Origin of the sequence: Bacillus sp. S71, from assembly GCF_016625265.1 — a bacterium.
GTDB lineage: Bacteria > Bacillota > Bacilli > Bacillales > Bacillaceae_G > Bacillus_A > Bacillus_A cereus.
Map to the genome: position 1 here is coordinate 346026 of NZ_JACVUW010000004.1, position 12540 is coordinate 358565.

A 12540-nucleotide genomic window follows, 5' to 3' on the forward strand; every position below is an offset into this window, starting at 1 on the left:
GATTTTCTTTCACTACTATTCCAATTTCATTTTAAAGCCACAAATGAAGTTATTTGTTTTTTGTATGTTTTTAATTGGCACAAATAAATCAACCTTTAACTTTCCTTCTAAATCTTCAGCAACATTATTTAAGCAAAACTCTAAATTATCTCTATCATAATCTGCATCATACTCACTATTTGGTAGCCACTCTGCATACATGTATTGATACGCTTCACTTAATTTATGAGGTTCATCATAGAACTGGTATAGACCATATGTACCTCCATCTAATCTTTTAAATTGCACATCATGATACTTTTCTTTATCGAAGTTTTCAGGAATCGTAACACATGCATCATGCCGGCACTTATGACTTGCAACAAGTTCAGGATTATCTAATGATATTCCGATAAATGATTGCTCTGGTGGATACAGTTTATTTTCAATTGACCAGTTCAGTAACTTTCCCCAATGATCTTGCGGTTCAAAGTAGCTACCAGTTCGTCTTATATACGCTACTTCTAATGGTGGTAATTTTTTTATAACAACTTTCATTTACATCTTCTCCCCTATAAATACGTACACTGTTTATTTAGCTTTCTTTAATATTTATTCCTTCTTAAACAAAAAGAATTTTCTAATCACATAAAGTGAAACTTTAATCAGCGGGCGATGAATTTGAATTGAAATATAATTGATTACTATTACTACTAAAGTAGTATGTACTTTCATACTTTTATTTGATTTTACATTCTTTTTAAATCGATATATTAATTGTAAGAAAATAAAAAGGTGGAGGATTTTAATTGATTAAAGGAATATACGAAGCGCATTTACCAGTGAGTAATTTACAACAATCTATCGAATTTTATGAAAAACTAAGGTTGAAGTTAGCCTGGAGCGATGAATCAACAGCATTCTTTTGGATTGAGGACGGGAAAAGTTGGCTGGGATTATGGGCGGGCTCTGAATACGAAACAAAATATCATCCTTCTTTACGTCATATTGCATTTAGAGTTTCCTATGAGGATTTAAAAGAATCATTACATTGGTTACACTCACTTCAAATTAAAGCTGTTCCGTTTGGGAGTAATGAATCTATTGAACCATTTGTCCGTCCACATCAAGGTAATGCATCTGTTTATTTTATTGATCCAGATGGTAATAGCTTAGAACTTATTTGTCATATTTTTGTACCTAACGCACTAAAACATATAAATGATAAATTATCCTTTAAAGATTGGGAGACACTATTAGCTGACACATTTGAATGAATATTAGTTATAAATCATAATGGCTCGCTTTTATTTTTATAACATGTATAACAATCTTGAATAATAATCTCCTATCAATTTATCATTAAATAAATGTAAAAAATGGCCCTATTTATTCATTTTTAATGCGTATGTATGTACATTTGTTAATTTATTCGATATATTATGGGTATTGAATGATTACGTAAAGTGTAAAGGTCGCTTATATAACACCTTATATTTTTATATCCGTGAAAACTACAAAGTGTATGAAAATCCATTTGTCAAATGAATTTAGTGCGGAAGGAGGTTTGTGGTTACTTCATAGGGTATAATAATCAGTTTTTTACTGATAAAAATATAGGAGGCGACATAATGTTTCGTACGATTTCAAATTTCATGAGAGTAGCTGAGATAAGAAGGAAAATCCTTTTTACACTAGCGATGTTAATCGTTTTTCGAATTGGCACGTTTATTCCAGTTCCTCATACTAACGCAGAGGTATTAAAAGTACAAGATCAAGCTAACGTTCTAGGTATGTTAAACGTATTTGGTGGAGGAGCATTGCAACATTTCTCAATCTTTGCTGTAGGTATTACACCATATATTACAGCTTCCATCATAGTACAATTACTACAAATGGATGTTATACCTAAGTTTTCGGAATGGGCAAAGCAAGGAGAAATGGGCCGTAAGAAATCAGCTCAATTCACTCGATACTTTACAATCATTCTCGCATTCATACAGGCCATCGGAATGTCTTATGGCTTTAATAATATAGCAGGTGGACAATTAATAACAGATCAAAGCTGGACTACATACTTATTTATTGCGACAGTTTTAACTGCAGGTACTGCATTTTTACTTTGGTTAGGCGAACAAATTACCGCTAACGGAGTTGGTAATGGTATTTCGATGATTATCTTCGCAGGTCTCGTTGCCGCGATTCCAAATGTTGCAAATCAAATTTATTTACAACAATTCCAAAATGCTGGCGATCAGCTATTTATGCACATAATAAAAATTGTTTTAATTGGACTCGTAATTTTAGCGATAGTTGTTGGTGTTATTTACATTCAACAAGCTGTACGTAAAATACCGATCCAATATGCAAAAGCTGTTTCAGGAAACAATCAATATCAAGGAGCAAAAAACACTCATTTACCGCTTAAAGTAAATAGTGCTGGTGTTATACCAGTTATCTTTGCTTCTGCATTTTTAATGACGCCGCGTACAATTGCGCAGCTCTTCCCTGATTCAAGCGTATCAAAATGGTTAGTTGCAAATCTTGATTTCGCACATCCAATTGGAATGACACTTTATGTCGGTCTTATTGTTGCTTTCACATACTTCTACGCATTTATTCAAGTAAATCCTGAACAAATGGCTGAGAATTTGAAAAAGCAAAATGGATATGTTCCTGGGATTCGTCCTGGTAAAGCAACTGAACAATATGTAACTAAAATTTTATACCGTTTAACATTTATTGGTGCAATTTTCTTAGGTGCAATTTCTATATTACCGCTCGTATTCACGAAAATTGCTACGTTACCACCTTCTGCTCAAATTGGTGGTACAAGCTTACTTATCATTGTCGGTGTAGCACTAGAAACTATGAAGACGTTAGAAAGCCAGCTTGTAAAACGTCATTATAAAGGCTTTATTAAAAAAGTGAATTAATTATAAAAAACACACTATATTTTAAAGACATAGTGTGTTTTTTATTTTATATAAATATCGCCATTAATTCTCGATTTTAAAATCCTTATTATTGTGCATGTAAAATACCTTGAAGTACAACTTCTAATCCCCAGCGGAACCTTTCTTCTCCACCAGACAACATATCATCTTTTAAGCTTACAATTATCGGATACTTTACTACATCTAATGTTTCGTACGAAGCACGAATTGCGTCAAGTGTAGTTCCCTTTTCTTTACGTGCTGTTTGTTCAAAGGCGACTGAAGCAGCATATAACAGTAGAATATCTACTCCCCATGCTGATGATTTCGCATTTACTCCTCCTAGGTGTAATTGGTGCAAAATCTGTTCGGTAAGAGCTAACGAATTTGGTCCAATTGGAATTGTCATTAAAGCCAATTCTGCCATTCCAGGGGAATTGAACAAAATTCTGAAATACGAATATACAAGTTCAAATAATTCTTTTTTCCATGTTTCATTTTTGACATCTATTTCTTCAATCTTTCCTAGACCATAATCTAATACAAACGCTCTTAATTCATCAGCATTTTTAACATAAACATATAAAGAAGATGGTCCTGTATCTAGCACTTTTGCAATTTTTCTCATACTAAGACCTGATATTCCTTCAGACTCCAGGAGGTTATATGCGGTTTTCACAATGATTTCTTTACTCAATGGTTCTTTTGCTGGTCGCGAACGACGGCTATTCGTTGTATTTGTTTTCTCTTCCATAGTTCTCCTTAATTACATCCAGTTTTATTGTTGTCCATGAAGTTGATTCATAAGATTGTACATTTTAATAGCAGCATCTTCTGAAAAACAAATTTCAAGGTTATCATTTGAGATAGCAGCAGATTGTGAAGAATAATCGTACATTTTTCCTTCATAAGTTTTGATTGCTTCGTTCAAATCGTCATACTTTACAATAGCTAGTGCAAGTTCTGCTGCATCACGCATAGCTAGGTTCACACCTTCTCCAGCAAATGGAGACATTAAATGAGCAGCATCACCAATTAAAGTAACACCAGGTGTACTATTCCAAGTTAGCCCCACAGGTAACATATAAATTCGTCTAGGAAAAATTGCACCATCTGCACATCTAATATAATTTTTAAGAGTTTCATCCCAGTCCTCAAAATATTGTAGAAGTTGACTCTTTGCTTCTTCTACATTTTCAAATGGAATCCCACAATTATCAAGCCATTCTTTATTAGTTCTAAAACTTAAGTATACTCGAATACTGTCATCTCCATTTAACTGTGCCAAAATACCTTTTTGATCCGAAAGTGCAAAGACTTTACCACGTCGATTAAACTCCGCTATTCCCGGATGATTTTCCGTGACATTTTGCAAATTCAATTCAATCATACTAATTCCAGTATATTGCGGTGCCGAATCTGTGACAAGTTGGCGAATTTGTGAAAAAGCACCATCTGCCGCTACAACTAAATCCACAATATCTACATGTCCATTTTCAAAATGAAGTTTATGCATACCATTTTCTAGAGAAACGGCTTTTATTAAATTATATCCCCAATGTATACATTCTGAATCAACAGAGTTTAAAAGCAACTCACGCAAAGTACCACGATCAATTTCAGGACGATCTCCGCCAGCTGAATCTGCTTCTTCATCTAAATATATTTTTCCACTTTTATCAAATAAGCGAAAATCTTCTCCCTCATATCTAGCAAATTCATAAAATTTCTCTAACAATCCTGCTTCTTTTAGCGCTTCTTGACCAGAATCATGATGGATATCTAATGAACCTCCTTGTTGACGACTCATTGGGGATGTTTCTCTTTCATACACCACACTTTTTAAACCATGTTGTTGTAATATACGAGCTAATGTTAATCCTCCTGGTCCAGCGCCTATAATGGCAATTCTTTTTTTCGTATTTTTCGTTCTTTCCATCATTAATCACACCTTACATGTTTTTGAATTACTTGTTCTATTTATAACATAACGAACACTGTTCGTTATTATACAGGAAAATTACGGTAACGGCTCCAATAAGAAAAACATGCTACAAATTAGTAATAGCATGTTTTTTGTGTCATCTATTTAAGTTCTCAAAACACTTCAGTCGTTTCTATTTAAAGCTCCTTCTTTAATAGCTTCCCTTGCTTAAAATAAGCTCCAATTGTTGTACGGTTTGCTAAAAATACACCTATCAAAATGAAACAAGCCCCCATTCCCATTGTAGGATTTAAGGGTTCTCCTAATACGATATACCCTACGATAATTGCTATTAATGGTGATACATACAACCACGTCGATGGAAATACTGGGTTTGTTTTTGATAAGAGCCAGTAATATAATCCGTGTCCACCGATCGATCCGATAAATATGAGATATAAAATAGGCCATTGTACACTCCATGAAGTTAATACAGTTACATTTGGTTGTTCTACAATAATAGATGCGATTAGTAGTAAAATCCCTCCATAAAACATTTGAATTCCGTTAATAAGAAATGGTGATACATTTGATAAATCTGAAAGTATTTCTTTTGAACGAATAGAGCCTATTCCGTAAAATAACTCTCCTATAACTAAAACAATACAAGCAATACTCCATATGAAACTTACTTGTTGATGCATTCCTGGTAAAGAAACAAATATAACACCTATTAGTGCAATAACTAAAGCAACGAGTTGTTCCTTTTGTAATTTCTCCCTATTCCTCTTTGCTTGTATTAATAAAATCATCATTGGTCCCGTAGCAGAAAGAACAGCAGCTAATCCCGAAGAAATATATTGTTCTGACCAATATAAACTTGCGAATGTCATAAATGTTAAACAAAATCCAGCATACATAATACGTTTTGAAAATATATGTGGCATAATTTCTTTTCGCTTTAATTTAAAAATAATCATAAGGATTATACCCGCTAAAAAGAAGCGAATTCCTGCTGAAAACAACGGTGGCGCCCCTGCTTCAATTCCAATTTTAATCGTTAAAAATGTTGTCCCGAAAATAATACATACTAAAATGTAATTAAAAATGACCATTTTACTTCCTCCTTTTTACTCTTAAAATGAGTATAGAGGCTATGGTGTATAACAGTGTATCGGTACATATAACAGTTACTTCAAGTTGTAGTTGATTCCCTATATATTTTTCGCTTTAATTAAATTAAAAAGAAAAATAGGTGAACCTATGAAGATTGTGTTGCGTAAAGAAACAAACATACCGTATTACAAGCAAATATATATGCAAATTGTTGACAGAATACAAAGTGGTATGCTTTCACATGGTGAATCTCTTCCTTCTTTACGTTGTATGGCCACAGATTTACAAATCAATGTATTAACAGTTCGTAAAGCGTATAAACAGTTAGAAACGAAAGGGTATATACGCATCGAACAAGGAAAAGGTGCTTACATATATAAACGGGTAAAGAAAGATTTCAAACCAATTCCGTATAAATGGCAACAAACGAAAACGATTAATGTTATGCGTTCTCAATATGCAATGAATAAGCACCTTAAATATTATAATTTTTCACAAGCAATTCTGTATCCTCGTCTGTTACCAAATCCATTTTTGGCAGATGAAATGCATAAATTGCTGGATAAAAATCCGATGTTGTTAGCAACTTATGGGCCAGTTCAAGGCGATTATGAATTGCGAGTTGAAATAGCAAATTACTTAAATGAACACCAGAAATTAGTGACGGACCCATCTCAATTATTAATTACAAGCGGAGCACAACAAGGAATTGATTTAATTGCTCAAACATTATTAAAACCTGGAGATACTGTATTAGTAGAAAGTCCGTGTTACAGTGCCGCGCTTGATGTTTTCATCAATAAAGGTGTTCAAATCATTCCTGTTTCTCTTGATAATCATGGAGTTTGCTCCGACTTAATTGATGATATTTGTCAAAGTAAAAATCCCGTTTTATTGTATACGAATCCGACCTTCCAAAACCCGACAGGTACAGTAATGAGTAAAGAACGAAGAATGGAACTTATAGAACTAGCGGAGCTATATCAATTTTTTATCATTGAAGATGATTCTTTCGGAGAAATATATTTTGAAGATGCTGTAGTACCACCTCCAATCAAAAGTTTTGATAAGGATGGCCACGTAATATATATAAAAGGATTTAGTAAAACGTTAGCACCAGGATTGCGTATTGCAGCACTTATTGCCGATGGCCCTATTTTTGAGTGGCTATATGCAGTGAAAGGTTCAATGGATATCGGTAGTCCTTTATTAACACAAAAGGCACTTCTACCGTTTTTACGTGCGGAACGTATGAAAAATCATTTAGAAAAATTACGAACAGCTTTACAAATGAGACGTGATTTAACAATTGATATATTATCGCCATTAAAAGAACTAAACTTTGAAATACCAAATGGCGGTTTTAATTTATGGGTGACACTGCCTGATTCGATAGATCCCTTTACCTTATTACAAAAAGCAAATGAAGTAGATGTCTCTTTTTTACCAGGAACAGCTTGTCTATTAAATTACGAAACAAATGATAACCAATTAAGAATTAGCTATTCAATGTTAAACGAGAAAGATATGGAAATTGGATTAGAGAAATTACACGATACAATACGAAACAGTATTTATTAGAAGTAATATCACAATAGCCAACAATAAATAATACCTGCAAATGAAAATGTATAGTATGGGATATTATTTATTGTTGAGCTTTTTCGTTATTCAAATCTAGTTACTCTATAAGCTGTAATCTTGATTATCATTCCACTTTAACTACAATCTTTCCTCTAACATGTTGTCCTTCACTCAAAATATGAGCTTCTCGAACTCCTGCTTCATTAAATGGCACCACTTTACTTATGATTGGTTTGATTTTCCCGTTTACAATTAAAGCTGATAATTCTTCTAATTGTTTTCCATTTGGTTTTAGCCATAAAAATCCTGATTTTATTCCTTCTACTTTTTGTAGTGGTTCATGAACAATGGAAACTAGAACACCACCAGGTTTAATAATTCGAAAACTTTTTTCTTGCACTTCGCCACCTATTGTATCTAACACAATATCAAAATCTGATACTAGTTCTTCAAATTTATCTTTTTTATAATCAATAACGAGATCCGCTCCTAAAGACTGTAAAAATTCTTTATTTTTTCTACTAGCAGTCGTTGCAACAAAAGCTCCAAATGATTTTGCGATTTGGATTGCCAAACTTCCAACGCCACCAGCTCCGGCATGAATGAATACACGGTCATTTTCTTTTATTTTTGCGTAATCTACAAGACTTTGCCACGCTGTAAGTCCTGCAAGAGGAATAGAAGCTGCTTCTTCGTAACTAATATTATTAGGCATATGTGATACTAAATCTAATTGTACTGCAATGAATTCAGCATAAGAGCCGCTTCCTATATTTTCAGGTTTCGTAAACACTTTATCTCCTATATTGAAACACTCTACATCTTCTCCAACTTCTTCAATAACTCCAGCTACATCTAATCCTAAAGTGATTGGAAATGAAAAGCGTAACTGTTCTTGTAAGTCACCTTTTCTTATTTTCCAATCAACTGGATTAACAGATGTTGCATGAATACGTATTAATACCTCATTATTCTTAACAACCGGTTTTAAAACTTGTCTTTCTTTTAATTCTTCAACACTGCCATATCGATCAATAACAATTGCTTTCATTTCCTCTCCTCCTTACTGTTTATTTTAATAACATACAATTATTTCTCAAAATTTTTTGCCTTGAATTACCATATACTTATTTTTGGGGGTAATTATGCAAAAAGCATTATAAAGTAAAACTTTAATCATTCCTCACCAATCGGGCTCTTACTGCCCGGCAAATAGCGGGATGAATTTCAAAAAGAATCTTACACACATCTTAGAATTATTCAAAACTGTATTATTAATTAAATTCAAAAGAAATGGGGCTAACTTTATGAGTGAAAAGATATTTAAAATAAACGGTATTGATATATGTACAGAAAGCTTCGGTAACTCTAATGATCCCGCTATTTTATTAATTATGGGAGCTACTTGTTCAATGATATATTGGGATGAAGAATTTTGTGAACAGTTGGCGAACACAGGAAAATTTGTTATTCGCTTTGATAATCGCGATGTTGGACGCTCTGTTACATATGAACCTGGCACTTCAAATTATTCAGTAACAGATATGGCTGAAGATGCAATCGGGGTATTAGACGCTTATCATATTGATAAAGCCCATTTTTTTGGTATGTCATTAGGTGGTATGATTGCTCAAATTGCCGCTGTAAAACATCCCGAAAGAATTTTGACGCTAACTTTACTAGCGACTAGTGTAATAGGATCTGATAATAATACTCGCGATTTACCCCCAATGGATGAAAGGATTTTAACACATCATGTAAAGAGCGCAAGTATTGATTGGACAAATAAAAATGATGTGGCAGAGTATTTAGTTTCAGGATCTCGTCTATTATGTGGATCAGAACGAATATTTGATGAAAATAGAGTTTATACACAAGTAAAACAAGAAATAGAACGCGCAAACAATTTATTAAGTATGTTTAATCACGCTTTACTTCAAGGTGATGATGCATATGAAGGTGTACTTCACTCCATACAAGCACCAACATTGGTTATTCATGGAACAGACGATACAGCACTCCCATTTGAACATGGCCTCGCACTAATTGATGAAATTCCAAGCTCAGTACTATTAACTCTTAAAGGGGCAGGTCATGAAAATCATCCAAATGATTGGGAAAGCATAATTACTGCGGTTTCTAAACATACATCTGAAATTTAGACAAACAAATAATTAACAGAAGGGGGCACAAATTGTATTGTGCCCTCTTCCATTTACAAACAAAAACCCATCACTGTATTCGTATGTATAGTGATGGGACTTCTTATATTTTTCTATGTTTAAAAAAATGGACAATCTAATTGATCAACAGATTCCCATAATTTTTTTTTTGCATTTTCGGTGGATGTATTTGCTTCTAGTGTCATGTTTTTAAAAGGGTTTACTTCGACTTTTAATAAGGATGAAGGCTCCACATATAATGAGAAAACATGGCTACTTGGTAAAGCTTTTGAAACGTCAATATCTCCTACTTGTTTAAATAATTGCTGCGCAGCAAAAAAGAAGAAATTAGTTGGATTTGATTGTTTATTCAGCCACGCAAGCATTTCAGGTGATACCGATTTATGAATATTGATTTTTACTCGATCACCACGTTTATATCGCCTAGATCGCATACTTCCACCAACTAACTTATCGTTAAGTTTGTAAATCCTAACTCTTTTTGCTTATGCTCTCTATATTTTGGCGAACAAGTATATACTAATAATCCTCGTGCATTTGTAAATAACGGATTATCTACAAAGATTACATTTTTGAGTCGTCCTTTTTGCTTTAAAATCATTTTTAAACTATTTTTAATAATTACTGCACCCCCGCCATAAATAAACACGTATGGATCGTCTTTCATATCATCAATTTTATTTATAATATCTGTTGCGACACGCGCTGCTAAACCTAATAGCGCTGGCTGTGATTCCTCAACTAATAAGGTATTTCTCGGATGCTTATCATTTAAATAAATTTGATTGAATTCTGTAATACTATCAATCGTCTTAGTTGGATACTTCCGGTTCCATCTCGTAATGATTTGTAGTAACGTCTCTTTTACACCATAAGATAAACCTTTACTTAGTTGCGGACGGAAATTTACCCCTAATGAAACAACTTCTTCTGTCGTCCCTGCACCAATATCAAAAGAGAGTAGAGTTTTATCTACAAAATCAATTTCAGAAACTTGATTTTGCTCACATTCTATTTTATGTTTCACAACATTTCCTTCTTCATCGTATACAATGCCCCACGTCCCTGAAGCACCCTCAGGCAGGCATTTACAATACTCAATTGAAACATTAATTGTCACATCGCGTCCGTTCGGATAATGGAAAATAACCTTATGATTTCCCATATAACGTTTTGCATTTTCAGCAGCTATTTCTTGTGTAATAAGCTGCATAGGAAGAGCGACAGATAAATCATAACGAATATTAATATGGCTAGAAGTTGGACTTTGACGCATAGCGCTTACCGCCAAACCTGATAGTATTGTAATAACCATTAACTCATCTGTTGACTTATTCGATTTCTTCTCTACCTCAGTACCTTTTAATTGATCTTGAATGACTTTTTCTCCAACGATGTATCGTACATTATTTAGCATTAACGATGGCGAACTTATAGTCACATCAATGTGGTTTTCTAATTCAGATAATGAAACATCTACCTCATCTAAGAGTCCTGTAGGCTCACCTATATATAAAGAATAAATACTCGGAATAAAAATAGGGTCTTGCCCTTTCACCATTAACTTCAAACCGTTGTTTCCTGCATCTGCACCAGCTTTTAAAAGTATAGACATAACTACCCCCTAAATTAATCTGACATCCCTTCCAAATATATGCGAGCCCATTCTTTTACATTCAAATGTATTGTAATTTTTTATTTATCATAAAAACAAAATATTGCATACTTACATATTGTGTGTAAAAAGTATTTGACATGACACTTTTCCAATTTTATACTTATATTTGTAAAGAGTTTTTTACAATCGAGGGGGCAATTATTTATTGAATACTAAAAAAACTATTTTTATAATCATTGTTTTAGCATTAATTGCAATACTAGTACATGGCACATATAAATACATAACTGAAGGTTCTATTTTGGGTGGTACGATTTTTGCTCTTTCGTTAATACTTAGTAATTTAATTAATCACATTACTTGGGGAGATCCCCACGGTGTATCAGAAGAAAGTCAAGATGAAATGGGCCAACAAATTACATATAAAAGCTTTAAAATTGCGTATTTTGTGCTTGTAGTTGTAATGTTCCTTTTATTAATCTTCTCCGAAGGATTTTCTATGGGGGTTAATTTAGATGGCGTTAAAAACCTCCCTCTGTTCATCGCAATTTGCTCTTCATTCTTTATTTATCCTATTGTCGAACTTATAGTTGCAAAACAATATAAGTAAAAAGATGAGGTTTTCTACATGTAGAAAACCTCATCTTTTTATATTTACATACTCTCTACAATTGCTTTTAATTTATTCACAGTCCGCCAATTCCTAACTGTAGCTGGTGTATGTAACTTCTGAAACTGGTTCATTAATTTAGAATTTCGAATGCTATATTTGAACAATAAATAAACGACCTTCTCATCTATATAGCAATCTTCAAGTTCACTTTTAAATGTAAGCAATTGACTACTCTCTTCTTCAGAAAGTTCATTAGCTAAAAAAGCAATATGAACACTTTCTCCTTCTAACAATGAATGAACTTCATACGGGCATTGTTTAATAATATTTATAAATTCATCATGTGTTCTTAGCATGACTGGAACATCGAAATCAAATTCTTTTTTTAGTTCAGATTGTATTCGGTCCTTTAGAAAGTTTATACCTTCCTCAGATTCGAACACGATATTACCACTTTGTATATATGTTTTCACTTGTTTTAACCCTATTGATTCAAACACTCGTTTTAAATCAGCCATTTTGATTACTTTATGGCCACCGACATTGATTCCTCTTAGTAATGCAATATAAAGTGTCATATTATCCCC

The 12540-nt window shown here is 33.3% G+C and carries 13 protein-coding genes; 5 read left to right on the top strand and 8 right to left on the bottom strand.

The window, feature by feature from the left end; translation table 11 throughout:
* Positions 1-15: 15 nt before the first annotated feature.
* Positions 16-537, bottom strand: coding sequence for an AraC family transcriptional regulator (locus IBT51_RS11970; RefSeq protein ID WP_088023978.1), 522 nt, complete (start codon positions 535-537; stop codon positions 16-18).
* A gap of 251 nt (positions 538-788) precedes the next feature.
* Here IBT51_RS11970 and IBT51_RS11975 point away from each other — a divergent pair, with 251 nt between their 5' ends.
* The gene (locus IBT51_RS11975; RefSeq protein ID WP_075720547.1) at positions 789-1256 is read left to right on the top strand and encodes a VOC family protein; all 468 of its coding nucleotides are present in this window, start codon (positions 789-791) and stop codon (positions 1254-1256) included.
* 354 nt (positions 1257-1610) lie between these two features.
* On the top strand, positions 1611-2915 hold the full coding sequence (gene secY, locus IBT51_RS11980) for a preprotein translocase subunit SecY (RefSeq protein ID WP_000490135.1): 1305 nt from the start codon (positions 1611-1613) through the stop codon (positions 2913-2915).
* Between the two features lie 88 nt (positions 2916-3003).
* Here secY and IBT51_RS11985 read toward each other — a convergent pair whose 3' ends face one another.
* The 3 genes from IBT51_RS11985 to IBT51_RS11995 all read right to left on the bottom strand — a co-directional run bounded on the left by IBT51_RS11985 (position 3004) and on the right by IBT51_RS11995 (position 5954).
* Positions 3004-3669, bottom strand: a complete 666-nt coding sequence (locus IBT51_RS11985; RefSeq protein ID WP_200458274.1) for a TetR/AcrR family transcriptional regulator — start codon at positions 3667-3669, stop codon at positions 3004-3006.
* Between the two features lie 24 nt (positions 3670-3693).
* Positions 3694-4857, bottom strand: a complete 1164-nt coding sequence (locus IBT51_RS11990; protein WP_075718771.1) for an FAD-dependent oxidoreductase — start codon at positions 4855-4857, stop codon at positions 3694-3696.
* A 179-nt stretch (positions 4858-5036) separates the two neighbouring features.
* Positions 5037-5954: a DMT family transporter gene (locus tag IBT51_RS11995; RefSeq protein WP_000234338.1), complete on the bottom strand. Its 918-nt coding sequence runs from the start codon at positions 5952-5954 to the stop codon at positions 5037-5039.
* Between the two features lie 148 nt (positions 5955-6102).
* On the opposite strand from IBT51_RS11995, the gene pdxR reads away from it, so the two are divergent.
* Positions 6103-7536, top strand: coding sequence for a MocR-like pyridoxine biosynthesis transcription factor PdxR (pdxR, locus tag IBT51_RS12000; protein ID WP_078400584.1), 1434 nt, complete (start codon positions 6103-6105; stop codon positions 7534-7536).
* Between the two features lie 127 nt (positions 7537-7663).
* On the opposite strand, the gene IBT51_RS12005 is transcribed toward pdxR, so the two are convergent.
* Positions 7664-8590 carry an NADP-dependent oxidoreductase gene (locus IBT51_RS12005; RefSeq protein ID WP_000644577.1) on the bottom strand — a complete coding sequence of 309 codons (927 nt, stop codon included), beginning with the start codon at positions 8588-8590 and terminating at the stop codon, positions 7664-7666.
* A gap of 256 nt (positions 8591-8846) precedes the next feature.
* Here IBT51_RS12005 and mleBCA point away from each other — a divergent pair, with 256 nt between their 5' ends.
* A complete protein-coding gene (gene mleBCA / locus IBT51_RS12010; protein WP_075718767.1) occupies positions 8847-9701 on the top strand; it encodes a BCA family alpha/beta fold macrolide esterase in 855 nt (284 codons plus the stop codon).
* 119 nt (positions 9702-9820) lie between these two features.
* Here mleBCA and IBT51_RS12015 read toward each other — a convergent pair whose 3' ends face one another.
* Both IBT51_RS12015 and IBT51_RS12020 read right to left on the bottom strand, forming a co-directional pair.
* Entirely contained in the window at positions 9821-10156 is a 336-nt protein-coding gene (locus IBT51_RS12015; RefSeq protein WP_001257761.1) for a hypothetical protein, read from the bottom strand.
* An 11-nt stretch (positions 10157-10167) separates the two neighbouring features.
* Positions 10168-11337 (bottom strand): ParM/StbA family protein, encoded by a 1170-nt coding sequence (locus tag IBT51_RS12020; RefSeq protein WP_000025622.1) that lies wholly within the window; start codon positions 11335-11337, stop codon positions 10168-10170.
* 208 nt (positions 11338-11545) lie between these two features.
* Here IBT51_RS12020 and IBT51_RS12025 point away from each other — a divergent pair, with 208 nt between their 5' ends.
* Positions 11546-11950, top strand: a complete 405-nt coding sequence (locus tag IBT51_RS12025) for a hypothetical protein (RefSeq protein ID WP_075718763.1) — start codon at positions 11546-11548, stop codon at positions 11948-11950.
* Between the two features lie 44 nt (positions 11951-11994).
* Here the strand turns inward: IBT51_RS12025 and IBT51_RS12030 are convergent, their stop codons facing one another.
* Positions 11995-12531 carry a DUF1697 domain-containing protein gene (locus IBT51_RS12030; RefSeq protein ID WP_075718761.1) on the bottom strand — a complete coding sequence of 179 codons (537 nt, stop codon included), beginning with the start codon at positions 12529-12531 and terminating at the stop codon, positions 11995-11997.
* Positions 12532-12540: the final 9 nt, after the last annotated feature.

Bases quoted from the DNA above. Each gene is read 5' to 3' on its own strand.
- IBT51_RS11995 (WP_000234338.1), bottom strand. From the start codon at position 5,954: ATGGTCATTTTTAATTACATTTTAGTATGTATTATTTTCGGGACAACA.
- IBT51_RS11985 (WP_200458274.1), bottom strand. From the start codon at position 3,669: ATGGAAGAGAAAACAAATACAACGAATAGCCGTCGTTCGCGACCAGCA.
- IBT51_RS12030 (WP_075718761.1), bottom strand. From the start codon at position 12,531: ATGACACTTTATATTGCATTACTAAGAGGAATCAATGTCGGTGGCCAT.
- IBT51_RS11970 (WP_088023978.1), bottom strand. From the start codon at position 537: ATGAAAGTTGTTATAAAAAAATTACCACCATTAGAAGTAGCGTATATA.
- mleBCA (WP_075718767.1), top strand. From the start codon at position 8,847: ATGAGTGAAAAGATATTTAAAATAAACGGTATTGATATATGTACAGAA.
- IBT51_RS11990 (WP_075718771.1), bottom strand. From the start codon at position 4,857: ATGATGGAAAGAACGAAAAATACGAAAAAAAGAATTGCCATTATAGGC.
- IBT51_RS12015 (WP_001257761.1), bottom strand. From the start codon at position 10,156: ATGCGATCTAGGCGATATAAACGTGGTGATCGAGTAAAAATCAATATT.
- IBT51_RS12005 (WP_000644577.1), bottom strand. From the start codon at position 8,590: ATGAAAGCAATTGTTATTGATCGATATGGCAGTGTTGAAGAATTAAAA.
- IBT51_RS12020 (WP_000025622.1), bottom strand. From the start codon at position 11,337: ATGTCTATACTTTTAAAAGCTGGTGCAGATGCAGGAAACAACGGTTTG.
- pdxR (WP_078400584.1), top strand. From the start codon at position 6,103: ATGAAGATTGTGTTGCGTAAAGAAACAAACATACCGTATTACAAGCAA.
- secY (WP_000490135.1), top strand. From the start codon at position 1,611: ATGTTTCGTACGATTTCAAATTTCATGAGAGTAGCTGAGATAAGAAGG.